Source organism: Desulfovibrio piger, from assembly GCF_012843875.1.
Taxonomy (GTDB): Bacteria; Desulfobacterota; Desulfovibrionia; order Desulfovibrionales; family Desulfovibrionaceae; genus Desulfovibrio.
On the sequence record NZ_JABAFY010000010.1, the window covers coordinates 1 to 23,689 of the forward strand.

The following is a 23,689-nucleotide window of genomic DNA, read 5'->3' on the forward strand; positions in this document are numbered from 1 at the left end:
GATTGAAACTCGACCTCACCCGTGATCTAATCGACGAGCTGAAAGTCGCACCCCACGCGGGTGCGTGGATTGAAACCCTTTTTACCCACGGCCATCTGAAAAACGGCATTGGTCGCACCCCACGCGGGTGCGTGGATTGAAACGATTGCAAGGAATGTCTTTTTGTCGAAGACACTGACAGGTCGCACCCCACGCGGGTGCGTGGATTGAAACCATGTCCTGGCGTCCATCGTCGGAACCAAAGATGACGTCGCACCCCACGCGGGTGCGTGGATTGAAACACACGAGGCGCCGCGCCGGTGGAGATGTGGACCCAAGTCGCACCCCACGCGGGTGCGTGGATTGAAACATGGTCAGGGCCGTGGATGCTTCCGGCGCGCGCAGGTCGCACCCCACGCGGGTGCGTGGATTGAAACCTGTTCCTGCTGCTGTGCTTCCCATTGTTCATACGTCGCACCCCACGCGGGTGCGTGGATTGAAACCAACTTCAGCACGTCGCGGTCGGCCTGCCCATAGGGTCGCACCCCACGCGGGTGCGTGGATTGAAACTTCCGTCGCGGACTGCTCGAACCATTGCGTCTTTGTCGCACCCCACGCGGGTGCGTGGATTGAAACCCTCCTGCCTCATTTCCGGCGGTAACTGTCGTCCGTCGCACCCCACGCGGGTGCGTGGATTGAAACCACCAGGGCCAGATGATTGCCCCGGATGTTGCGCAGTCGCACCCCACGCGGGTGCGTGGATTGAAACCGTGGCGCAAGGATTGATCTTGACGCAGCAGGGCGCGTCGCACCCCACGCGGGTGCGTGGATTGAAACCCGAAAAATCCCACTGTCGATACGCCATCGCCGGTCGCACCCCACGCGGGTGCGTGGATTGAAACCAGGGCGGAATCTGGCCGGTGAGGGCGTCGTATAGTTGCACCCCACGCGGGTGCGTGGATTGAAACGATCAGCCCCGCTTCTGGCGCGGCTGGCACATCATGTCGCACCCTACGCGGATGCATGGATTGAAACTGATGCGCATAGTTTGCCTGATTGAGAGCTGCGGGTCGCCCCCCTCACGGGTGTGTGATTGAAATGGGGAGGCTCGAGCGCAGTTGCAAGCCCGCATGTCATGACGCTCCGTTGCGGATACATGACTTGAAGCTCCCTGCAAAAGAGTATCCGAAAGCTGGCCTAAAACAAAAAAGCCCTCACGGAGATTTCCGTAAGGGCTTTTTGCTTTTTCCTGGAGCTGGTGAAGGGACTTGAACCCATAACCTGCAGATTACAAATCAGCTGCTCTACCGATTGAGCCACACCAGCATTTCTCCTCTTTTAGATGAATCCTGACCGCTTGGCAAGGGCTTTCGCACAGGGGGCTTTTCACCGGCCGGCTCTCCTGCCCTCAGCATCTGAAGGACAGCAGACGGCTCTCAAGCGGCTACCGCTCTGCCGCTGCCAGCAAGGGGACGAGCCCTTCCCGGCCGCAAATAGCCAGCGTCAGATGCTCCCGGGCGCGCGTCATTCCTACATAAGCCAGACGCCGCTGGCGGGGCTTCTCCGGCTGGAGGCGATCCATGCCCAGCAGGAAGACATGGGAAAAATCCAGACCTTTGGCGCTGTGGATGGTGGAGATGCAGACGCTGTCCGTGGTGATGTCGAAATAGCGCTTGCTGGTCGTATCCCGGGCCACCCAGCGGGCCATGACGCCCCGGGCCTCCACCGCTTCCAGCAGGCTTTCCGGCAGGCTGGACGCCAGCCCTTCCATGCGGGAATGGGCGTAGAGGATCGCTATCTCGCTCATGGGCACACCCTCCCGTACCAGAGTGGCCACGGAATCCGCCACGTCGCGCACCAGCGCAGGCGCATCGGCGCTTTGCAGCCAGCAGGGCGCTTCCCCTTCCGCCCCTGCCAGCTCCGGCACGGGCTCACCTTCCGGCAGCAGACGCAAGGCCATCCGGGCGATGGCCCGTGTGTTGCGGTACTGGCGTTGCAGGCGGCGCAGCCGCAGACCGGCGATGCCCATTTTCTCCCAGCCGCTGTCCTCCGGCTGGTACAGGCATTGCTGTTCATCCTGGGCCACGGTCAGCACCCCATACGGCGGCAGCAGGGCCAGCAGGACGTGCGCCATCTCCGGGGAAAAATCCTGCCCCTCATCGACCAGGATGGCATCCCAGTGCCCTTTGAGCGGATGTTCCCCTTGCAGGCGCTCCTGTGCCTCCTGCACGATGATGTTGTAATACTCGCTCTCCTCGGCATGGGTCAGCGGTTCGCCCAGGATACGTTCGCAAACACTGTAAAACGGCACCACCTCCACCCCGTCCGGGCCAAGGCTGGCGCCCTTGCGGGCCAGCAAGCGGCGGATGTAGCCCACCAGCGACAGATTGAAGCAGGTCACCAGCACACGGCGGATCTTTTTGTCCACCCGCGGCAGGTTCCAGGCCTGATGCGCCAGGATGAGCGTCTTGCCGCTGCCGGACGGCCCGATGATGAGCTGTTTCCCGGCGCCCATGCCGCGTGCCAGATTTTCCTGGTCGCGGTCCAGAGCGCGGATGGTCTCGTCCTGGGCCGAGGCATGCGTCCCGCCGCGTACGGGCAGTTCCAGCCGCACCACGGGGAAGATCCGGGCCCGCAGCCAGTCGATCTGGGAACCCGAGAGCTGGAAAGGGAACAGGGGCGGGAAATGCTCCGCGAGCCAGCACGCGAAACTGCGGCCCGAGGCATCCCGCCGCAGCGGGGACTCCTCGTGCAGTTCATCCCAGAAGATGATCCGGCCCTCCTCCATGACCTCGCCCAGACCGGCCGCCCGGAATTCCTCACGGCTGATGTGCGGCAACACCGCCCCGCCGGTGACGGGACAGGGCAGCAAAGGCTTGCCGTCCGCCATGCGGGGCGCGTGCTTGTTCAACAGGGTGAGCAGGCTGCCCACATATTCCCGCGCCTGGGCCAAAGGCTGCTTGCGCCGCTCCTCCCGGCCGTTGACCGACAGGAGCACGCTTTTGCCGTCCACTTCCAGCAGCTGGTCGATGAGCCAGTCCTTGACCTCCAGCACCACCAGGCCGCAATCGGGCGACAGCAGGATGAAGTCCGGCTCGCGCTCTTCGATGTCCGGCGCGTACCAGCACAGGAATTTGCCGTCCGGCCGGGCCGTGCGTTGCAGAAAACTGTACGTTGCTTCTTCGCCGGTCGTCAGGAACGACGTCACATCAGCAGGAAACATGGTCGCCATGGCAGGGGCCCTCCCCCTACATGATATACATGACGAACCTTTTCCCGCAATCCTTGCAAGCGAGGATGATCCTGCCCTGCGCAGGACAGGTCCCGGATACGGGCAACAGACGGCGCAGCCACTCCGGCAGAAAAGACAGGCTTGCCCGGCTCAGCGTCGTGTGGCGGGAACCGCAATGCGGACAGGGAAACACAGGCCTGTTCCTATCCATGAGGACCTCCTTTTTTGCCTGTTGTCTCGCTTGTCCGCTCCATAAAATGGAAAAGAAAGATGCATTCCATCGGGCAGCTCTGACGGCTGCCCTTCTTCCGTTGACATTAGTTCGCCCACGAACTAAAAACGCCCGAATTCCTGCACGGAGGCCCCATGCCTGCCACCTCACCTGATGACATCATCGACCTGCTTTCTCGTATCCGGGAGCAGGCCAACCAGCATATCTGCGACGAACTTGCCCGGCGCGGCATCACCGATCTGCTGCCCGCCCACGGGGCCGTGCTCCATGCCCTGTTCGAGGAATCCCCCCAGCCCATGAGCACGCTGGCCCGGCGCATAGGCCGCAAAAAAAACACGGTCACGGGCCTGGTGGATACCCTGCAGGAGCGCGGCTACTGCCGGCGCCGTCCCTCGCCGCAGGACGCACGGGTGCAGCTCGTGTCCCTGAGCGACAGGGGCGAGGCCCTGCGCCATGTCCAGACGGACATCTCCACGGCACTGCACCGCAGGCTCTGGCAGGACGTCCCGCCCGCGGATCAGGCCGCCTGCATGGCTGTGCTGGACAGCCTCCTGCGCAATCTGGCCCGCTGATCCTCTGTCCCCAACGCCCCGCCACTTTCAGCCATTCGCGGAATCCCCATGCTCAAGACCGCTTCCCTTATCGGGCTCGTCCTCTATTTTGTCATCCTGTTGCTGGTCGTCCTCAAGGAAAAAAAGAACAGCGACGTGGAAGATTATTTCTTTGCCGGGCGCAGCCTGCCGTTCTGGGCCCTGTCCATCACCTTCATCGCCTCATGGTGGGGCGGGGGCTCGGCCCTGTCCACGGCGGATCTGGCCTTTGCCGACGGCATGGGGGCCTTCTGGTACTACGGCGAGCCCGTGCTGGTGGCCACCCTGCTCATGGGCCTGGGGGCACGGGCCATCCGCAGCGTGGGCTATCTGACCTAGGGGGCCATGATGGAGGCCCGCTATTCCCGTCCCGTGGCACGGCTGCTGGCGCTGATGATCCTGTTTTTCATGCTGTTCTCCGCTGCCTCGCAGATGGTGGCCGTAGGGGACTTTTTCGGGACCTTCCTCGGCATGGGCTATGAGGGCGGCGTGCTGGCCGGGACGCTCATCGTGCTGGTCTATTCCATGTTCGGAGGCTTTCGCGGCGTTGTGCTCACGGACATCATCCAGTTCGTGCTGCTGCTCCTGTCCGCCCTGGCCGTCTTCGTGGTGGCCATGCAGGAATGCGGCGGTCTGGGCCCCATCGCCGAGGCGGCGGCCCGCAGCGGCAGGCCGGAATTCATGAGCCTGACCGCAGGCGCCCCCAAATACCTGATGTACGTCATCACCTTCGGCTGCTCGTGGATGATCCAGGCCAATGTCTGGCAACGCATCTCGGCCACACGCGACACGCGGGACGCCCGGCGCATGACGGTCATGAGCTTTTTCGTCTACATCCCGCTGTACCTGATCGTGGTCCTTACCGGCATGGCGGGCATCGTCCTGTTCGACACCCTGCCCAAGGGCGGCGTGGTCACCGCCCTGGTGGAAAGCTCCATGTCGCCCCTGCTGGCGGCGGTGGTCTTCGTGGGCATCTCGGCGGCCATCATGTCCACCATGGACTCCCTCATCAACACCGGCGCCATGACCCTGGTCATGGACCTGCTCCCCGGCAGCTACGACGAAAAGACCCGCTTGCGCCTGTCCCGGCTGGCCACGTTGGTCATCGTGGCCGTGGGCATCCTCATCTCCCTGCGCATCCGTTCCATCTTCGAGATCACCTGGATAGCCTCGGACATCATCACCACCGGCGTGTTCGTACCGCTTGTCCTGGCCTTTTTCTGGCGGCGCGGCACCAGCAGGGGCGCCCTGTGCTCCATGCTCTGCGGCCTGGCCTACTGCCTGTACAATCTGGCCATCTTCCTGGGGATGCCCTTGCCCGCCTTCTGGGAGCAGCAGTCGGCCCTGCAGGTGATCCTGGGCGTCTGCCTCTCCCTGCTGGTCTTTACCGTGACCAGCCTGCTGGATGAGCCGGAATACCACAAGGCCGACGCCTTTCTGGCCCGGACCCGGCAACAGGCCTGCTGACAACATGCTGCCCCGTGCCGTGACGCGCCTGCCGGGAACGCAGCCCGCAGCGTGAGCCACCGCGACATGTCCGGCAATCCACCGGCCGCGGCACATGGAAGCAGACCGGAAGGATGCCCTGCAAAGCCGCATCCTTTGGCGGACGAGGCCATGCCGAAACAACGCCGGCACAGGGCGTACGGCCATGCCACGCCCTGACGCTTTGCTCATGCCTGCCGCAGCAGACTGGCTCCGTCAGACTTGCGGACGCCCCCTTGGCAAGGCCCCGCTTTGCTGGCACAATCTCTGACAGGCCGTTTTTCGTCTGCTATTCAGGATACTTTTACCTGACCCGCTCCCGGGCAGGAGGGCATTATGAAGACAGAATCGTCCGCCCCTTCCGAAGACAGCCTCCGCAACAAGCGCCGTTCCTTCCTGGCCGGTCTGGTCGCCACGGGCCTGCTCTATGCGACGCCGGTCCTTTTCTGCGTCAATGAGGCCGAGGCCCACTCCCGGCCCTCGCACCGGCGCCGTAGCCGCTATACCCACGGCAGCCATTATTCCCGGCGAAGCCGCTACTCCAGACGCAGCCGCCGCAGCCGTCCCTCGCGCCGCCGTTCCCGTCCCTCCCGCAACTATGATTACCGTGACCGTTATGACGACCGCTACGACGGTCGTTACGACGGCCGCTATAATGAAGGCTGGCATCGTGAGGCCGGGGATCGCCTGCGTGACACGTTCAATGATGCCCTGGGGGGCTTCCGGCCGGATCGCTACTAGGCATGGCGCGCCAGGACGTCTTTTTTGCCGGTGTGCCGGGAGCCGTGCGACTGCATGACTGCGAAGGCCTGCTGCCTGCACTGGATGCTTTTTTCCGGCTCTGGCCGCACGCCCCGCAACCAGCAGGGCTCCCGACCATCTCCGGGATGCTGCCATCCGGCCTGCACGAAACTGCGCCCCTGCTGGTCATCACTCCACAGGGACGCGGCTATCGCCTGCGCTCACCCTGGTTGCCCGCTCCCCGTTACGAGCCCTCCCGGGCCTGTCTGCTGTGCAGCCTGGCCATCGAACTGGTGGCCGCCTGCTGCCATGCCTGCCCCCGCCTGATCTCCCTCCATGCCGCGGCCGTGCGCCTGCATGGGCGCACCCTGATTTTCTGCGGCGACAACCGCGCCGGGAAAAGCACGCTGGTCACCCGTCTCATGGCCGATGCCGCCCGGGGGCTCGGTGACGACCTGCTAGGTCTCCATCAGGGAAAAATCTTTTCCTTCGGCGTAGCTCCCCGCCTGCGCCTGCCCCTGCCCTCTTCCCCTGCCCTGAAACGCTTCATGAACGAGCGCCCGGGCATACGTGATCGCCATTATGGCTATCTGGCCCCCTCCCCGGACGATCTGGCGCCCTGGGGCGAACGCCACGCCCCGGATGCCGTGATCCTGCTGGAACGCACGCCCGGCAGACGGGCCGTTCTTCTGCCCGCCTCTGCCGCCACCGGCATGGACAACGTGCTGGCCCGTTTCCTGATCCCCGATGGCGGTGCACCGGAGGTCCTCAGGCTGGGCTCGCAACTGCTGGATGCCCTGCCCTGCCGCATCCTCCGCTATGATGACCTGGATGAAGCCGCAGGGCTCCTCGCACGGCAGGCGCCCTTGCTGCCCCCGGCTGCGCCCCTGCCCGCGGATTTTCCTCCCGTGCCGGATTCTTCTGCCTCTTGTGCTCGTCCCTCAGCCGGTCGGCCTCCCGCAGCCGAGCCCGCCGGCGACGCGGGGGACAGCAGGACACTGTGGCAGCAACGCCCGGGCCTGAGTTGCCGGCAGGCAGGACAAAGCATCTTCCTCACGGACAGCCACGGTAACCACATCTTCCGTCTCGATGGCACCGGAGCCGTGGTCTGGCAGCTGCTTTCCGCTCCCCTTTCACGTGACGAGGCTCTTTCCCTGCTGGCCGAGACCTTCCCTGACGTCCCCAAAACACGCATCCGGCACGAGCTGAAACAACTTTTTCAGGCCCTTTTTAAAGCCCGCTTGATCGAAAAAGCCCATAAAAGCCCCTGAAGCAAGGAAAACGGGCTTTTAGGTATATTCATAAACTATTGTTTTTATTTATTTTTTATTTTTTAACGAAAAAAAATCGAAAAAATGCAAAAAAGTGCTTGCCAAAGGGGCCGGTTTTCCGTAAACACATCCTTGCTGCTGACGAATGCCTCACGAAAGCGAAAGCCGAACGGGGCAGCAGGGCACCGGAAGCAAAGCCGGACAAGCCCACGCCAGACTGAAAATCTTGCAAGCCAACATCGCTTGCAACTCAGAGTGGAGGGGTTCCCGAGTGGCCAAAGGGAACAGACTGTAAATCTGTCGTCGTAAGACTTCGGTGGTTCAAATCCACCCCCCTCCACCACTTCTGAATAAGAAGTGTGGCACATGCTAACAACTGCCTTGGCTGTAGGAGACAGGTAGACTGTCGGGAACTACGGTGCAGTACCGGGCCATGCCGAAACCCGGGGGTCAGTTCGCTGACCTGCAAAACAACGCGCATCGAGGATGCGGGAATAGCTCAACGGCTAGAGCATCAGCCTTCCAAGCTGAGGGTTGCGGGTTCGAATCCCGTTTCCCGCTCCATTCCTGCATTTTTCCCTTCCAGTCATCCTTTTTCCTGTCAAAGCACGTTCCCTGGGCAACAACACAGGGACTTATGCGGGCAGTGGCAAGAAACCGGGAGCAGGCGTTCGAAACCATGCTCAAGGTTGAAAGTACAGTAACCGCAACAAATTTTATCCTCAGGGAGACGTACAATGGGCAAGGAAAAATACGAACGCAAAAAGCCCCACGTTAACATTGGTACCATCGGCCACATCGACCATGGTAAGACCACTCTGACCGCCGCCATCACCAAGATCGCCGGTCTGAAGGGCGAAGGCAGCTTCGTTTCTTACGACGAGATCGACAAGGCTCCCGAAGAAAAGGAACGCGGCATCACCATCGCCACCGCCCACGTGGAATATGAAACCGACAAGCGTCACTACGCTCACGTGGACTGCCCCGGCCACGCCGACTACATCAAGAACATGATCACCGGCGCCGCCCAGATGGACGGCGGCATCCTGGTGGTGGCCGCCACCGACGGCCCCATGCCCCAGACCCGTGAGCACATCCTGCTCGCCCGTCAGGTGGGTGTGCCCCAGCTGGTCGTGTTCCTGAACAAGTGCGACCTGGTGGACGACGAAGAACTGCTGGAACTGGTGGAACTGGAAGTGCGCGAACTGCTGTCTTCCTACGACTTCCCCGGTGATGACGTGCCCGTCATCCGCGGCTCCGCCCTGAAGGCCCTGGAATGCGAAAGCGCCGACGCCCCTGAAGCCAAGTGCATCATCGACCTGCTGCAGGCCTGCGACGACTTCATCCCCGATCCCGAACGCGACATCGACAAGCCCTTCCTGATGCCCATCGAAGACGTGTTCTCCATCTCCGGCCGCGGTACCGTGGTGACCGGTCGTGTGGAACGCGGCGTCATCAAGGTCGGCGATGTGGTGGAAATCGTGGGTATCAAGCCCACCGCCCAGACCACCTGCACCGGCGTGGAAATGTTCCGCAAGCTGCTGGACCAGGGCGAAGCTGGTGACAACATCGGTGTGCTGCTGCGCGGCACCAAGCGTGACGAAGTGGAACGCGGCCAGGTGCTCGCTGCTCCCAAGTCCATCACGCCCCACAAGAAGTTCAAGGCTGAAGTGTACGTCCTGTCCAAGGAAGAAGGTGGCCGTCACACCCCGTTCTTCTCCGGCTATCGTCCTCAGTTCTACTTCCGTACCACCGACATCACCGGTGTGATCAACCTGCCCGAAGGTGTGGAAATGGTCATGCCTGGCGATAACAGCCAGTTCCTGGTGGAACTGATCGCCCCCATCGCCATGGAAGCCGGTCTGCGCTTCGCCATCCGTGAAGGTGGCCGTACCGTGGGCTCCGGCGTGGTGACCGAAATCATCGAGTAGTACCATGAGAGTGAATATCATCCTTGCCTGCACTGAGTGCAAGCGTCGCAACTACAGCACCCGGAAGAACAAGAAGAACACCACCGGGCGTCTGGAAATGAAAAAATATTGTCCCTGGGACAAGAAGCACACGCTTCACAGAGAAACCAGGTAACAATACTTCCGCAGGGGGGAGCACCCCTCCCCCCTGACGGTACGCAGGGCAGTAGCTCTAACGGCTAGAGCGGCGGTCTCCAAAACCGCAAGTTGGGGGTTCGAATCCCTCCTGCCCTGCCATTTTTTATCTTGTGGGAAGCACCATGGTAAAGAAATCCGCGCAAGCCGACTCCAAGACCGAACAGACCCCCAACCCCATCTCCCGCCTGGCGCAATATATCGAAGATTCTCGCGGCGAACTGCGTAAGGTTACGTGGCCTACGCTCAAGGAAACGCGCAAAGCGACGTTTGCGGTTCTGGGCTTTGTTGCCGTCATGGCGATCGTGCTTGGCCTCGTGGATCTGGGGCTTTCGGCCATCATCAAGAGCATCCTCTCCTGAAGGCACATATGAACACTCCCGTTATCGACGAGAACTCCGAACTGGGGAAGAAGTCTCGCTGGTACATCGTGCACACCTACTCCGGTTTCGAGCAGCGCGTGCAGAAGACCATTAAGGCGATGATGGATTCCGGCGAGGACAATGGCCTCATCCAGGAAGTGGTCGTGCCTACCGAAAAGGTCATCGAACCTTCCAAGAACGGCTCGCAGCCTCGCACCAGTACCCGCAAATTCTACCCCGGCTATGTGATGATCCGCATGATTATGACGGATCTTTCCTGCCATCTGGTGCAGTCCATCCCCAAGGTCACCGGTTTTGTGGGGGGTAAGAACCGCCCCACTCCCATGAGCGAAAGCGACGCCGCGCGTATCCTCTCGCTGATGGAAAGTCGCCAGGAGACCCCCCGGCCCAAGTTCAACTTCGAACGCGGCGACGACGTTCGGGTTATCGAGGGCCCCTTCGAGGGCTTCAATGGCGTCGTGGACGATGTCAACTACGAAAAGGGCAAGCTGCGCGTATCCGTTTCCATCTTCGGAAGACAAACCCCGGTGGAACTGGATTTCGTGCAGGTTTCCAAGGGCTAGCATCGGAGCAGCGCCGCAGGGCGCTGTTCCAGTCATAAGGATAGAACATCATGGCCAAAAAAGAAGTTGCCAAAATCAAACTGCAGATTCCGGCCGGCGCCGCCAACCCCTCCCCGCCGGTGGGTCCCGCCCTGGGTCAGCATGGCCTGAACATCATGGGCTTCTGCAAGGAATTCAATGCCCGCACCCAGGACCAGAAGGGCATGATCATCCCTGTGGTCATCACGGTCTACGCTGACCGCTCCTTCACCTTCATCACCAAGACCCCCCCGGCCGCGGTGCTGATCATGAAGGCCGCCAAGATCGAAAAGGGCTCCGGTGAACCCAACCGTAACAAGGTTGGCAGCCTGACCATGGCCCAGGTGGAAGAAATCGCCAAGCTGAAGCTGCCCGATCTCAACGCCGCCACCCTTGAGTCCGCTGTGAAGTCCATCGCCGGCACCGCCCGCAGCATGGGCATCGAAATCAAGTAGGGACCGGTTTACCGGATGACGGCAGCCTGGCTGCCCCTCGTTGATCAATTGTACTGCCAGACCTGGAGCAGTCCATGTGTGGCAGGAGATAAAACGAAAGGATAAAGACATGCCCAAGCATGGCAAAAATTTTCGCAAAGCTCTCGAAGGCGTGAACCTGCAGGAACGCCTGAGCGTTGAAGACGCTGTGAGCAAATCCCTGGGCGCTTCCTTCGCCAAGTTCGACGAAACCGTCGACGTGGCCATCCGCCTGGGTGTTGACCCCAAGTACTCCGACCAGATGGTGCGCGGCGCTGTGACCCTGCCTCACGGCCTGGGCAAGACCGTTCGCGTGGCCGTTTTCTGTAAGGGTGAAAAGCAGGCCGAAGCCACCGCCGCCGGCGCCGACTTCGTGGGTGCTGAAGACCTGGTGGCCAAGGTCAAGGAAGGCTGGCTGGACTTCGACGCCGCCGTCGCCACCCCTGACGTCATGGCTCTGGTGGGCCAGATCGGCCGTCTGCTCGGCCCCCGCGGCCTGATGCCCAACGCCAAGACCGGTTCCGTTACCTTCGACGTGACCAAGGCCGTCAACGAACTGAAGGCCGGTCGCGTGGACTTCAAGGTCGACAAGGCCGGTGTTCTGCACGCTCCTCTGGGCAAGGTTTCCTTCGGTCCCGAAAAGATCCTGGGCAACCTCAAGGCCCTGCTGGAAACCGTGAATCGTCTGAAGCCCTCCGGCGCCAAGGGCACCTACATGCTCTCCATGGCTGTGTCCACCACCATGGGCCCCGGCTTCAAGATCGATATGTCCCAGGTGAAAAAATTCCTGGAAGGCTAAGCCCATTTTTTAGTTGACATCGTGCGGGGATTGCAGTAATAGCAATTCCCGCATTTGAATTTACTGGCTAAGGCAAGGGAATTCGAGTCGAAGACGGCAGGCAGGCCGCAAGGCCTTTAATCCACCTGTCCAGACTTATCTTTGGCTCGGCATTCCACCCGGCAACCCCGAACGTGAGAGGTATCACGTGACCAGGTCTGAAAAAGCAGCCGTCATTGAAGCGATCAAAGCGAATGCCGATCGTGCTTCTTTTGCGGTGCTGACCGAGTTCAAGGGCATGACGGTGGAAGAGCTGACGAACCTCCGTGTGAACCTGCGCAAGGCTGGCGGCGAATTCTACGTCGTCAAGAACACGTTGGCCCGTATCGCTTTTACCGGTGGCACGCATGACGTTGTCAAGGACAAGTTCCACGACAACAGCGCCATTGCCCTTGGTTTCGATGACCCCGTGGCGGTGGCCAAGGCGTTGAGTGATTTTGCTAAGCAGAGCAAGCTGTTCCAGCTGCGCTGCGGCAGCCTGGAAGGCAAGGAAATGTCTGCCGAACAGGTTGAAGCCCTGGCCAAGCTGCCGTCCAAGGAACAGCTCCTTGGTCAGCTGCTCGGCACCATGAACGCCGTGCCCACCAATTTTGTTTCGCTGTTCGCCAACGTTCTCCGCGGCCTGCTCTATGCGCTTAAGGCCATCGAAGAAAAGAAGGGCGAAGCCGCCTAAGGCTTTCGCAGCAAGAAAAGCAATCAACCAAATTTTAGCCAAAGAGCTAGGAGTTTACCATGTCCGTGACCAAAGAACAGGTTGTTGAGTTCATCTCCAACATGACCGTCCTGGAACTGTCCGAATTCATCAAGGAACTGGAAGAAAAGTTCGGCGTGTCCGCTGCCGCTCCCGCCGCTGCCATGGTGATGGCCGCCCCCGCTGACGGTGGCGCCGCTGCCGCTGCCGAAGAAAAGACCGAATTCGACGTTATCCTGAAGGAAGCCGGCGCCAACAAGATCGGCGTCATCAAGGTCGTGCGCGCTCTGACCAGCCTGGGCCTGAAGGAAGCCAAGGAAAAGGTCGACGGCTGCCCCTCCACCCTGAAGGAAGGCGTGAGCAAGGAAGAAGCCGAAGAAGCCAAGAAGCAGCTGACCGAAGCCGGCGCTGTTGTCGAAGTGAAGTAAGTTCGGTTTTTCCGATCTTTTTGAAGGCGGGGTGCAAACCCCGCCTTTTTTATTGCCTGCCCACAGTCGGCCGGTATCTTGCGGGTTCCCTTTTGTGTCTTTTTGATGCAGCCTGCTTTTTTTCATTGACGCTCCGTCTTTTTCCATACAAAAAAAGACGGAGTTTCTTTTTTTCGGCGTTGCCCCGGCGGCACAGGCATGGTAGATACTGCCCAGGCTGCTCACGGCAGCCGTCCCGCCCTCGCCCCCTCTCCCTTCCGGGGCGCTTCCGGGCTGCGGAAAAAGTGCTTGCAAAAACCATGCTTTTGCGGTATGTCTCTTCGTTCCAAAACTGTTGTGGGAGAAGTATCTGGTTTTTCTGGTAGATAACGCCCGACGCGCATAGCCTTTTCTTTCAAGACAAGCGGCCTCACCCCTGCCGGCAACGCGGGGAAGTGTCGTTTGTCCTTTTTGCGCGTTGTGAAAACCGGATCCCACTGAGAGATATAGATTGTACGCTTCGGATCGCGGCATGACTGGCGTTTTGGCAGTCTGTCCACAGCGGTCTGCACGGGCAGAATGCCGACCGGACGTTCCGGTGCAACGCCGGCAGCCGAAGCGCAACCGCTACCTACCTTGAGGTATCGCATGGGCCAGCTTACCAAACAGTTCGGCAAAATCAACGTTACTCTCCCCATTCCGCACCTCCTCAATCTTCAGATCGACTCCTACAGCAAGTTCCTGCAGGAAGGCGTTGCCGAAGCCGATCGAAATAAGGAGGAAGGTCTGGAAGGCGTGTTCCACACCGTCTTCCCCATCGAAGATTTCAACAAGACCGCCAGCCTGGAATTCGTCAGCTACGAAATCCGCGAGCCCAAGTACGACCAGGCCGAGTGCATCTCCAAGGGCCTGACCTACGAAGCCCCGGTGCACATCAAGGTGCGCCTGGTGGTCTATGACACCGATGAAGCCACGGGCAACCGCACCATCCGCGACATCAAGGAACAGGGCATCTACTTTGGCACCCTGCCCCTGATGACGGAAAAGGGCACGTTCATCATCAACGGCACCGAGCGCGTCATCGTCAACCAGCTGCAGCGTTCTCCCGGCATCATCTTTGAACACGACGGCGGCAAGACCCACACCAGCCGCAAGGTGCTCTACTCCTGCCGAGTCATCCCCATGCGTGGCTCCTGGCTGGACTTCGACTTCGACCACAAGGACATCCTGTATGTCCGCATCGACCGTCGCCGCAAGATGCCCGCCACCATCCTGTTCAAGGCCATGGGCATGAGCAAGATGGACATCCTGGAGTACTTCTACACCCGCGAGCACTACCTGCTGAAGCCGCACAACACCCTGATGTGGGAAGTGGAAAAGTCCCTGTACCGCAAGGACAACGCCTACTCCGACATCGTGGCCGAAGACGGCACCGTGCTCATCAAGGCCGGCAAGCCCATCACCAAGCGTGGCTGGCGTCAGGTCTGTGAAGCGGGCATCAAGGCCATCGAAGTGCGTCCCGACACCCTGGACGGCATGTTCCTGGCCGAAGACGTCATCGCTCCCGGCAGTGGCGAAGTGCTGGCCGAAGCCGCCGACGAGATCACTCCCGGCCTGCTGGAGCGCATGCGCGAAGCCGGCATCGAGCGTATCGCCGTGCTGCACACCAAGGGCACCGACACCTCTTCCTCCATCCGCGACACCCTGATGCAGGACCGCATCCCCGATCAGGAAAAGGCTCAGGAAGAGATCTACCGTCGTCTGCGTCCTTCCAGCCCGCCGACCGCCGAGATCGCCGCCAGCTTCTTCGACAACCTGTTCCGCAGCCCGGATTACTATGACCTGTCGCCGGTGGGCCGTTACAAGCTCAACCAGCGCCTGGGCCTGCCCGACACCGAAGATTCCCGTACCCTGACCGACAACGACATCCTCACCGCCATCAAGGTGCTGGTGCAGTTGAAGGACAGCCACGGTCCGGCCGACGATATCGACCATCTGGGCAATCGCCGCGTGCGCCTGGTGGGCGAACTGGTGGAGAACCAGTACCGCATCGGTCTGGTGCGCATGGAGCGCGCCATCAAGGAACGCATGAGCATCCAGGAAATCTCCACGCTCATGCCCCACGACCTGATCAATCCCAAGCCTGTGGCTGCGGTGCTCAAGGAGTTCTTCGGTACTTCCCAGCTGTCGCAGTTCATGGACCAGACCAACTCCCTGTCCGAAGTGACCCACAAGCGCCGTCTGTCGGCCCTGGGCCCCGGCGGTCTGACCCGTGAGCGTGCCGGCTTCGAAGTGCGGGACGTGCACACCTCCCACTATGGCCGCATCTGCCCCATCGAAACGCCCGAAGGTCCCAACATCGGTCTGATCGTGTCGCTGACCACCTTCGCCAAGGTCAACGACTTCGGTTTCATCGAGACCCCGTACCGCGTGGTGCGCAATGGCCGCATGACTGACGAGATCGTGCATCTGGACGCTTCCCGCGAAGGCGACCAGGTGGTGGCCCAGGCCAACGCCCGCGTGGACGCCGACGGCAACTTCCTGGACGAGTTCGTGACCGTGCGCGTCAAGGGCGAAGTGGAAATGCGCTCCCGTGACGAGGTGACCCTCATGGACATCTCGCCCAGCCAGATGGTCTCCATCTCGGCCGCGCTCATCCCCTTCCTGGAACACGACGACGCCAACCGCGCCCTCATGGGTTCCAACATGCAGCGCCAGGCCGTGCCGCTGCTGCGCAGCGAAAAGCCCCTGGTGGGCACCGGCATGGAAATCGACGTGGCCCGCGACTCCGGCGCCTGCATCGTGGCCCAGGCCGACGGCAAGGTGGAATACGCCGACGCCGACCGCATCGTGGTCTCCTACGAAGGCGACCTGTACAAGAAACAGGGCGGCGTGCGCGCCTATGACCTGCTGAAGTTCCACAAGTCCAACCAGAACTCCTGCTTTGGTCAGAAGCCCACCTGCTACCCCGGTCAGGTGTTCAAGAAGGGCGAGATCCTCGCTGACGGTCCCGGCATCGACGAAGGCCAGCTGGCTCTGGGCAAGAACCTGGTGGTGGCCTTCATGCCCTGGTGCGGTTACAACTACGAAGACTCCATCCTCATTTCCGAACGTACCGTGAAAGAGGACATCTTCACCTCCATCCACATCGAAGAATTCGAAGTGGTGGCCCGCGACACCAAGCTCGGACCCGAAGAGATCACCCGCGACATCCCCAACGTCAGCGAAGACATGCTGCGCAACCTGGACGACAGCGGCATCATCCGCATCGGCGCGGCCGTGAAGCCTGACGACATCCTGGTCGGCAAGATCACCCCCAAGGGCGAGACCCAGCTGACCCCGGAAGAAAAGCTGTTGCGGGCCATCTTCGGCGAGAAGGCCCGCGACGTGAAGAACACCTCCCTCAAGGTGCCCCCGGGAGTGGAAGGTACGGTCATCGACGTCAAGGTGTTCAACCGTCGTTCCGGTGAAAAGGACGATCGCACCCTGGCCATCGAGGCCCACGACACCGCCGTGCTGGATCAGAAGGAATCCGATCACATGCGCGCTCTGGGCAACCGCACCCGCGAAGTGCTGGCCCCCCATGTGCTGGGCAAGCTGACCGCCGTCAGCGTCCCCGGCAACAAGAAGGGCGAAGTGCTGGTGGAAGCCGGTGTCGCCCTGACCCGCGAGCAGCTGGACGCCATCCCGGTGAAGAAGCTGCAGGGCCTGTTCGAGAGCAAGGAAGTCAACGACATCGTGGCCGACCAGCTCAAGGACTACGACCATCAGGTGGATTACCTGCACGCCATCTATGACTCCAAGCGCGAGAAGGTCACCGAAGGGGACGATCTGCCTCCCGGCGTCATCAAGATGGTCAAGGTCCACATCGCCATCAAGCGTAAGCTCTCGGTGGGCGACAAGATGGCCGGCCGTCACGGTAACAAGGGTGTGGTCTCCTGCATCCTGCCCGAAGAAGACATGCCCTTCTTCGCCGACGGTCGCCCCGTGGATATCGTGCTCAACCCCCTGGGCGTGCCTTCGCGAATGAACATCGGCCAGATCATGGAAACCCACCTGGGCTGGGGCGCCAAGGAACTTGGCCGCCAGCTGGCCGAACTGCTGGATTCCGGCGCGGCCCTGCAGGTGGTGCGTGACGAGGTCAAGGACGTCTTCGATTCCCCGGCCATCAGCGAGCTGGTGGACAAGATGGATGACGAAGAGTTCATCGCCTCGGTCAAGAAGCTGCGCAACGGCATCGTGACCAAGACCCCGGTCTTCGACGGCGCCACCGAAGAAGAGATCTGGGGCTGGATGGAAAAGGCCGGCAAGGACAGCGACGGCAAGACCATCCTGTACGACGGCCGTACCGGCGTGCCCTTCAAGAACCGCGTGACCACCGGTGTCATGTACATCCTGAAGCTGCACCACCTGGTCGACGAAAAGATCCACGCCCGCTCCACCGGCCCCTACAGCCTGGTCACCCAGCAGCCGCTGGGCGGTAAGGCGCAGTTCGGTGGCCAGCGTCTGGGTGAAATGGAAGTCTGGGCTCTGGAAGCCTACGGTGCCGCCTATCTCCTGCAGGAATTCCTCACCGTCAAGTCCGACGACGTGACCGGACGTGTGAAGATGTACGAGAAGATCGTCAAGGGCGACAACTTCCTGGAAGCCGGTCTGCCCGAATCCTTCAACGTTCTGGTCAAGGAACTCATGAGCCTGGGCCTCGACGTGACCCTGCATCAGGAAGACGGCAAGAAAAAGCCCAAGCGTATCGGCTTCATGCGCGACCAGGACCCCGAGGAATAATTCATGGATGCGCCGGGCATCACGCCACCGCGCGGTGCCCGGCAGCGCCATTCCCCGGGACGGAGCGTCAACCATACGCCACAACGACTGTAACGAGCTTTTGACAAGCAAGGTAGATATATGAGCCTGGACGATCTCTTCACTGCACGCGGCACGTCGGCCAATGTGACCAACATCCGCAACCTGAAAGCCATCCAGATTTCCATCGCCTCGCCCGAAGCCATCCGCGAATGGTCCTACGGTGAGGTCAAGAAACCGGAAACCATCAACTACCGTACCTTCAAGCCGGAGCGCGACGGCCTGTTCTGCGCCAAGATCTTCGGCCCCGTGAAGGACTACGAGTGCAACTGCGGCAAGTACAAGCGCATGAAGCACCGCGGCATCGTCTGCGAAAAGTGCGGCGTTGAAGTCATTGCCTCCAAGGTGCGTCGCGAGCGCATGGGCCACATCGAACTGGCCGCGCCCGTGGCCCACATCTGGTTCCTCAAGACCCTGCCTTCTAAGATCGGCACCCTGCTCGACATGACCATGGCCGATCTGGAAAAGGTCCTGTACTTCGATTCCTACATCGTGCTCGATCCCGGCCAGACCAATCTGCAGCGCCGCCAGGTCATCTCTGAAGACCAGTACCTGCAGATCCTGGACCACTACGGCACCGAAGACGCCCTGACCGTGGGCATGGGCGCCGAAGCCGTGCGCTCCCTTCTGGAAGAGCTGGATCTGGAAAAGCTGCGCACCGAACTGCGCGAAGAAAGCGAGACCACCAAGAGCCAGACCAAAAAGAAGAAGCTCACCAAGCGCCTGAAGATCGTCGAGGCCTTCCTGGAGTCCAACAACAAGCCCGAATGGATGATCATGGAAGTCATTCCCGTCATCCCGCCGGAGCTGCGTCCCCTGGTGCCCCTGGACGGCGGCCGTTTCGCCACCTCCGACCTCAACGACCTGTACCGCCGCGTCATCAACCGCAACAACCGTCTGAAGCGCCTCATCGAACTGGGCGCTCCCGACATCATCATCCGCAACGAAAAGCGCATGCTGCAGGAAGCCGTGGACGCCCTGTTCGACAACGGCCGCCGCGGTCGCGCCATCGCCGGTACCAACGGTCGTCCGCTCAAGTCCCTGTCCGACATGATCAAGGGCAAGCAGGGCCGCTTCCGTCAGAACCTGCTGGGCAAGCGCGTGGACTACTCCGGTCGTTCCGTTATTACCGTGGGTCCTTACCTCAAGCTGCACCAGTGCGGCCTGCCCAAGAAGATGGCCCTGGAGCTGTTCAAGCCCTTCATCTACTCGGAGCTGGAAAAGCGCGGTTATGCCTCCACCATCAAGAGCGCCAAGAAGATGGTGGAGCGTGAAGAGCTGGTGGTCTGGGACATCCTCTCGGAAGTGGTGCGCGAATACCCCATCATGCTCAACCGTGCCCCTACCCTGCACCGTCTGGGTATCCAGGCCTTTGAGCCCCTGCTGGTGGAAGGCAAGGCCATCCGTCTGCATCCCCTGGTCTGCTCGGCCTACAACGCCGACTTCGACGGTGACCAGATGGCCGTGCACATCCCGCTTTCCGTGGAAGCGCAGATCGAATGCCGCGTGCTCATGATGAGCACCAACAACATCCTCTCGCCCGCCAACGGCGGTCCCGTCATCGTGCCTTCCCAGGACATCGTTCTGGGTCTGTACTACATGACCTCCGAGCGCAGCTTCGAGAAGGGCGAAGGCATGACCTTCTGCGGTCCCTGGGAAGTGGAAGCCGCCTATGATGCCGATGCCGTGTCCCTGCACGCCCGCATCAACGTGCGCATGCCCGACGGCAAGACCCACCGCACCACGCCCGGCCGCGTGCTGGTGAGCAACATCCTGCCCAAGGAAATGTCCTTCGAGAACGTCAACCTGGTGCTGACCAAGAAGATGATCGCCAAGCTGGTGGAAAACTGCTACCGCCAGTGCGGCATCAAGGCCACGGTCATCCTCTGCGACAATCTGAAGAACATGGGTTATGAGTTCGCTACCCGCGCCGGTGTCAGTATCGGTGTGAAGGACCTCATCATCCCGGCCCGCAAGAAGGACATCCTGGCCGCTTCCCAGGCCGAGGTGGACGGCATCGAACGCCAGTACCGCGACGGTATCATCACCCGTACCGAAAAGTACAACAAGGTCGTCGATGTGTGGACCAAGGCCACCCAGGACGTCTCCACGGAAATGATCAAGGAGATCTCTTACGATATCCTGAAGGATCCCAAGACCGGCCGTGAAGAGAAGAACCAGAGCTTCAACTCCATCTTCATGATGTCCACCTCCGGTGCCCGAGGCAACCAGGACCAGATGCGTCAGCTGGCCGGTATGCGCGGTCTGATGGCCAAGCCTTCCGGTGAAATCATCGAAACGCCCATCACCTCGTCCTTCCGCGAAGGTCTGTCGGTGCTGCAGTACTTCACCTCCACCCACGGTGCCCGTAAGGGTCTGGCCGACACCGCCCTGAAGACGGCCAACTCCGGTTACCTGACCCGTCGTCTGGTGGACGTGGTGCAGGACGTGATCGTCTCCGAACACGACTGCGGCACGGTGGACGGCATCGAGCTGACCCACCTGCGCGAAGGCGGCGACATCAAGACCCCGGTGTGGGAACGTGCCATGGGCCGTGTGCTGCTCTACCCCGTCTACGATCCCGAAGACGCGGAAAAGGTGCTGCTGCCCGAGAACACCCTCATCGACGAAGCCGAGGCCGCTGTGCTGCGTGAACACGGCGTGAGCTCCATCACGGTGCGTTCGCCCCTCACCTGCCAGGCCGGGCGCGGCATCTGCGCCCTGTGCTACGGCCGCGATCTGGCCCGCGGGCACCTGGTCAACACCGGCGAGACCGTGGGCATCATCGCCGCCCAGTCCATCGGTGAACCCGGTACCCAGCTGACCATGCGTACCTTCCACATCGGTGGTACCGCATCCAGCACCATTGAAAAGAACAAGTTCGAAGCCCAAAACACCGGTCGCGTCATCCTCAACCGCGTGCGCGCCGTTACCAACCGTGACGGCATCCAGCTGGTGCTGGGCAAGAGCGGCCAGCTGACCATCGTGGATCCGCAGGGCCGCGAACGTGAAAAGTACATCCTGCCCAACGGCGCCCGCCTGCATGTGACCGACGGTCAGGAAGTGACCAAGGGCACCGTACTGGCCGAGTGGGACCCCTTCAACGAACCCTTCGTGTCCGAAGAAGAGGGCATCATCCGCTTCACCGACATCGTGGACGGCAAGACCGTGCAGGAAAAGGTGGACGACGTGACGCGTCAGGCCTCCCTGACCATCATGGAATACCGTACCACCAACTACCGTCCGTCCATCTCGGTCTGCGATGAGAACGGCAACGTCAAGCAGCGTCCGCACAGCGTGGCGTCCGCCGTGTACAGCCTGCCCGTGGGCTCCATCATCATGGTCAAGGACGGCGAGGCCATCCAGGCCGGTGACATCATCGCCCGTAAGCCCCGCGAAACTTCCAAGACCAAGGACATCGTGGGTGGTCTTCCCCGCGTGGCCGAGCTCTTCGAAGTCCGCAAGCCCAAAGACATGGCCGTGGTCTCCGAGATCTCCGGTACCGTGTCCTACGCCGGCGAATCCAAGGGCAAGCGCAAGCTGGTGGTGACCCCCGAGATCGGTGATTCCAAGGAATACCTGGTGCCCAAGGGCAAGCACATCACCGTGGCCGACGGCGACTTCGTGGAAGCCGGCGATCCGCTGACCGAAGGTTCGCCCGAACTGCACGACATCCTGCGCACCCGCGGTGAAAAGTACCTGGCCCGCTACCTCGTGGACGAGATCCAGGAAGTGTACCGCTTCCAGGGCGTGGGCATCGACGACAAGCACATCGAAGTCATCGTGCGCCAGATGCTCAAGAAGGTCACCGTGCTGGATTCCGGCGGCACCAGCTTCCTGGTGGGCGAACAGGTGGACAAGGCCGAGTTCAAGGCCGAGAACCACAAGGCCATCGCCGAAGGCCGTCAGCCCGCCACCGCCGAACCGCTGGTGCTGGGCATCACCCAGGCTTCGCTGACCACCTCGTCCTTCATCTCGGCGGCTTCCTTCCAGGAAACCACCAAGGTGCTCACCGAGGCCTCCCTCAAGGGCAAGATGGACTACCTGCGCGGCCTCAAGGAAAACGTCATCGTGGGCCGTCTCATCCCGGCCGGTACGGGCTATCGCGAGTATGTCCACGGCGACATCACCGTGCCCGACCAGAAGGAACGTCCGGACAAGTTCCTGGAAGATCTGGAAGAGAACCCCGTGCTGGTGGATCTGGGCCAGTAGGCCCTTTCCTCTGCTGAACATCAGGGCGACCGTCATATGGCGGTCGCCCTTTTTTTATGTATGGCTGATCGGCCGAAGGACCGTATGCAGCACGCCCTGCCCTCTCGCCATCGCCGGCCCTGCCTCTCTTGCCGGCCGCTGTCCCGGCGCCTTCCTCCCTGCGGCTGGGACCGGGTGGTGTCGTCCCCAATGCAACAAAATGTATGGCAGCCCTTCCCATCTTTCTTTTTGTGACTAATTCCTGATAAGAGAGAAAAATTTCCCGGCCATGGCCGGGAAGACCTGCTGGCTAAGACGCATCCCCCTCCGCCGGAGCCGACGTGTTGTGAAAAGGAGGTCAAAAAATTTTTCATACGCGCAAAGCATGGCTTTATTCATATTAACACATTAAAATAATTACATAAATAAGAAAACATAGTCAGGTCGGAGTATTTTGGGAATCTGCGTGCCATCTTTGCATTTCCTGCATTTTACGGTAGAAGGCAGGAATTGTTCCGCGCCTGAGACCAGGCGGCGACAGGTCGTGCCCCGGCATGATCCGAGCCGCAGGATCCCGGCGCATTGTTCTGGAGAGGTTGGTTCCTGGTGCGCTGCACCTCTTGCTCATGACCGGATCTGGCTCGGTCATGCGCAGAAACCACGATGCCGCAGGCATCTCGACTCATGGGAGAAAACGCATGACAACTCTGTTCTACATCCTGGCCTACCTTGCAGTAATCGGCTTTGTGGCGACTGCCGCCATCAAGGTGAAAGGCTATCTGGCTGCCAGCCCCCTGCACGTCCGCTGGGAGCTCTACCCCGTGCCGCATGAAGGCCCCAAAGGCTCCTACGGCGGCAGCTTCATGGAAGAGACCGACTGGTGGACCAAGCCCCGCCACATCGACCACATGGGCGACCTCAAGGCCCTGCTGGAAGAAGTGCTCTTCCTGCACGCCACCTTCACCCATAACCTCAAGCTGTGGTTCCGCACCTACCCCTTCCACCTGGGTCTGTACATGCTGATGGGCGGCACCATCATCCTGGTCGTGGCCGCCTTCCTGCGCCTGTTCGGCATGAACCCCGACGGCGGCTTCCTGACCTTCGTGCACAACGTCATCAATGCCATCAGCCTGCTGGGCATGTTCGGCATCATCGGCGGCGGCATCGGCCTGATCTGCCGTCGTCTGCACGACGAAGGCCTGCGCAAGTACTCCACCCCCGAACACTTCTTCAACCTGGGCGTGTTCATCGTCTTCGCCCTGGTGGGTCTGGTGGCCTGGGCCTTCAACCCCTCCTTTGCCCGCATGTCCGGTGACTTCATCTACAACCTGCTCACCTTCAACTTTGCCGACATCAACAGCACCACTTTCGTGATCCACATGCTGTTCGGCTTCTTCGTGCTGATCTGGATCCCCATGACCCACATGGGCCACCTGCTCTTCAAGTACTTCACCTACCATGACATCCGCTGGGGCGACACCCCCACCGATTTCAGCCAGAAGAACAACGAGAAGATGAAGCAGGCCCTGCAGTTCAAGGTGAGCTGGGCTGCCGACCACATCAACGGTCAGGGCACCAAGACCTGGCTCGACATCGCTACCGAATCCCCCAAGAAGGACTAGGGAGT

At 61.0% G+C, this 23,689-nt stretch carries 17 protein-coding genes, 4 tRNA genes and 1 CRISPR repeat array; of the genes, 19 read left to right on the plus strand and 2 right to left on the minus strand.

Features of this window, described 5'->3' with window-relative positions; translation table 11 throughout:
* The first annotated feature begins 44 nt into the window (after nucleotides 1-44).
* Nucleotides 45-1,014: direct repeats of the CRISPR family, unit length 32 nt; unit sequence GTCGCACCCCACGCGGGTGCGTGGATTGAAAC.
* Nucleotides 1,015-1,229: 215 nt separating this feature from the next.
* Nucleotides 1,230-1,305: transfer RNA gene (locus tag HF854_RS04050), tRNA-Thr, on the minus strand.
* A gap of 118 nt (nucleotides 1,306-1,423) precedes the next feature.
* On the minus strand, nucleotides 1,424-3,211 hold the full coding sequence (locus tag HF854_RS04055; protein ID WP_168935180.1) for a 3'-5' exonuclease: 1,788 nt from the start codon (nucleotides 3,209-3,211) through the stop codon (nucleotides 1,424-1,426).
* A gap of 366 nt (nucleotides 3,212-3,577) precedes the next feature.
* On the opposite strand from HF854_RS04055, the gene HF854_RS04060 reads away from it, so the two are divergent.
* The 19 genes from HF854_RS04060 to HF854_RS04150 all read left to right on the plus strand — a co-directional run bounded on the left by HF854_RS04060 (nucleotide 3,578) and on the right by HF854_RS04150 (nucleotide 23,684).
* Nucleotides 3,578-4,015, plus strand: a complete 438-nt coding sequence (locus tag HF854_RS04060; RefSeq protein ID WP_168935181.1) for a MarR family winged helix-turn-helix transcriptional regulator — start codon at nucleotides 3,578-3,580, stop codon at nucleotides 4,013-4,015.
* Between the two features lie 48 nt (nucleotides 4,016-4,063).
* Nucleotides 4,064-4,372, plus strand: coding sequence for an SLC5/6 family protein (locus HF854_RS04065; RefSeq protein WP_168935182.1), 309 nt, complete (start codon nucleotides 4,064-4,066; stop codon nucleotides 4,370-4,372).
* A gap of 6 nt (nucleotides 4,373-4,378) precedes the next feature.
* Entirely contained in the window at nucleotides 4,379-5,500 is a 1,122-nt protein-coding gene (locus HF854_RS04070; RefSeq protein WP_168935183.1) for a sodium:solute symporter family protein, read from the plus strand.
* A 354-nt stretch (nucleotides 5,501-5,854) separates the two neighbouring features.
* On the plus strand, nucleotides 5,855-6,259 hold the full coding sequence (locus tag HF854_RS04075) for a hypothetical protein (RefSeq protein WP_168935184.1): 405 nt from the start codon (nucleotides 5,855-5,857) through the stop codon (nucleotides 6,257-6,259).
* 2 nt (nucleotides 6,260-6,261) lie between these two features.
* Nucleotides 6,262-7,530: a PqqD family peptide modification chaperone gene (locus tag HF854_RS04080; RefSeq protein WP_168935185.1), complete on the plus strand. Its 1,269-nt coding sequence runs from the start codon at nucleotides 6,262-6,264 to the stop codon at nucleotides 7,528-7,530.
* Nucleotides 7,531-7,787: 257 nt separating this feature from the next.
* Nucleotides 7,788-7,873: transfer RNA gene (locus HF854_RS04085), tRNA-Tyr, on the plus strand.
* Between the two features lie 145 nt (nucleotides 7,874-8,018).
* Nucleotides 8,019-8,094, plus strand: a tRNA-Gly gene (locus HF854_RS04090).
* Nucleotides 8,095-8,267: 173 nt separating this feature from the next.
* Nucleotides 8,268-9,461 (plus strand): elongation factor Tu, encoded by a 1,194-nt coding sequence (gene tuf, locus HF854_RS04095; RefSeq protein ID WP_168935186.1) that lies wholly within the window; start codon nucleotides 8,268-8,270, stop codon nucleotides 9,459-9,461.
* 4 nt (nucleotides 9,462-9,465) lie between these two features.
* Entirely contained in the window at nucleotides 9,466-9,615 is a 150-nt protein-coding gene (gene rpmG, locus HF854_RS04100; protein WP_072334080.1) for a 50S ribosomal protein L33, read from the plus strand.
* Between the two features lie 45 nt (nucleotides 9,616-9,660).
* A tRNA-Trp gene (locus HF854_RS04105) sits at nucleotides 9,661-9,737 on the plus strand.
* A 23-nt stretch (nucleotides 9,738-9,760) separates the two neighbouring features.
* Nucleotides 9,761-9,997 (plus strand): preprotein translocase subunit SecE, encoded by a 237-nt coding sequence (secE, locus tag HF854_RS04110; RefSeq protein WP_006003620.1) that lies wholly within the window; start codon nucleotides 9,761-9,763, stop codon nucleotides 9,995-9,997.
* A gap of 8 nt (nucleotides 9,998-10,005) precedes the next feature.
* Nucleotides 10,006-10,581: a transcription termination/antitermination protein NusG gene (gene nusG, locus HF854_RS04115; RefSeq protein WP_006003618.1), complete on the plus strand. Its 576-nt coding sequence runs from the start codon at nucleotides 10,006-10,008 to the stop codon at nucleotides 10,579-10,581.
* 50 nt (nucleotides 10,582-10,631) lie between these two features.
* A complete protein-coding gene (gene rplK, locus HF854_RS04120; protein ID WP_006003616.1) occupies nucleotides 10,632-11,054 on the plus strand; it encodes a 50S ribosomal protein L11 in 423 nt (140 codons plus the stop codon).
* Nucleotides 11,055-11,163: 109 nt separating this feature from the next.
* Nucleotides 11,164-11,871, plus strand: a complete 708-nt coding sequence (gene rplA / locus HF854_RS04125) for a 50S ribosomal protein L1 (protein ID WP_040368907.1) — start codon at nucleotides 11,164-11,166, stop codon at nucleotides 11,869-11,871.
* Between the two features lie 187 nt (nucleotides 11,872-12,058).
* Nucleotides 12,059-12,583 carry a 50S ribosomal protein L10 gene (gene rplJ, locus HF854_RS04130; protein ID WP_006003612.1) on the plus strand — a complete coding sequence of 175 codons (525 nt, stop codon included), beginning with the start codon at nucleotides 12,059-12,061 and terminating at the stop codon, nucleotides 12,581-12,583.
* 59 nt (nucleotides 12,584-12,642) lie between these two features.
* Complete coding sequence (rplL, locus tag HF854_RS04135; protein WP_006003610.1) at nucleotides 12,643-13,029, plus strand: 50S ribosomal protein L7/L12; 387 nt, start codon at nucleotides 12,643-12,645, stop codon at nucleotides 13,027-13,029.
* A 627-nt stretch (nucleotides 13,030-13,656) separates the two neighbouring features.
* Complete coding sequence (rpoB, locus tag HF854_RS04140; protein ID WP_168935187.1) at nucleotides 13,657-17,793, plus strand: DNA-directed RNA polymerase subunit beta; 4,137 nt, start codon at nucleotides 13,657-13,659, stop codon at nucleotides 17,791-17,793.
* Nucleotides 17,794-17,913: 120 nt separating this feature from the next.
* Nucleotides 17,914-22,083 (plus strand): DNA-directed RNA polymerase subunit beta', encoded by a 4,170-nt coding sequence (rpoC, locus tag HF854_RS04145; protein ID WP_168935188.1) that lies wholly within the window; start codon nucleotides 17,914-17,916, stop codon nucleotides 22,081-22,083.
* Between the two features lie 677 nt (nucleotides 22,084-22,760).
* Nucleotides 22,761-23,684: a respiratory nitrate reductase subunit gamma gene (locus HF854_RS04150; protein ID WP_168935189.1), complete on the plus strand. Its 924-nt coding sequence runs from the start codon at nucleotides 22,761-22,763 to the stop codon at nucleotides 23,682-23,684.
* Nucleotides 23,685-23,689: the final 5 nt, after the last annotated feature.

Coding starts and splice junctions, on each gene's coding strand:
- HF854_RS04055 (WP_168935180.1), bottom strand. CDS start 3,211: ATGGCGACCATGTTTCCTGCTGATGTGACGTCGTTCCTGACGACCGGC.
- HF854_RS04060 (WP_168935181.1), top strand. CDS start 3,578: ATGCCTGCCACCTCACCTGATGACATCATCGACCTGCTTTCTCGTATC.
- HF854_RS04065 (WP_168935182.1), top strand. CDS start 4,064: ATGCTCAAGACCGCTTCCCTTATCGGGCTCGTCCTCTATTTTGTCATC.
- HF854_RS04070 (WP_168935183.1), top strand. CDS start 4,379: ATGATGGAGGCCCGCTATTCCCGTCCCGTGGCACGGCTGCTGGCGCTG.
- HF854_RS04075 (WP_168935184.1), top strand. CDS start 5,855: ATGAAGACAGAATCGTCCGCCCCTTCCGAAGACAGCCTCCGCAACAAG.
- HF854_RS04080 (WP_168935185.1), top strand. CDS start 6,262: ATGGCGCGCCAGGACGTCTTTTTTGCCGGTGTGCCGGGAGCCGTGCGA.
- tuf (WP_168935186.1), top strand. CDS start 8,268: ATGGGCAAGGAAAAATACGAACGCAAAAAGCCCCACGTTAACATTGGT.
- rpmG (WP_072334080.1), top strand. CDS start 9,466: ATGAGAGTGAATATCATCCTTGCCTGCACTGAGTGCAAGCGTCGCAAC.
- secE (WP_006003620.1), top strand. CDS start 9,761: ATGGTAAAGAAATCCGCGCAAGCCGACTCCAAGACCGAACAGACCCCC.
- nusG (WP_006003618.1), top strand. CDS start 10,006: ATGAACACTCCCGTTATCGACGAGAACTCCGAACTGGGGAAGAAGTCT.
- rplK (WP_006003616.1), top strand. CDS start 10,632: ATGGCCAAAAAAGAAGTTGCCAAAATCAAACTGCAGATTCCGGCCGGC.
- rplA (WP_040368907.1), top strand. CDS start 11,164: ATGCCCAAGCATGGCAAAAATTTTCGCAAAGCTCTCGAAGGCGTGAAC.
- rplL (WP_006003610.1), top strand. CDS start 12,643: ATGTCCGTGACCAAAGAACAGGTTGTTGAGTTCATCTCCAACATGACC.
- rpoB (WP_168935187.1), top strand. CDS start 13,657: ATGGGCCAGCTTACCAAACAGTTCGGCAAAATCAACGTTACTCTCCCC.
- rpoC (WP_168935188.1), top strand. CDS start 17,914: ATGAGCCTGGACGATCTCTTCACTGCACGCGGCACGTCGGCCAATGTG.
- HF854_RS04150 (WP_168935189.1), top strand. CDS start 22,761: ATGACAACTCTGTTCTACATCCTGGCCTACCTTGCAGTAATCGGCTTT.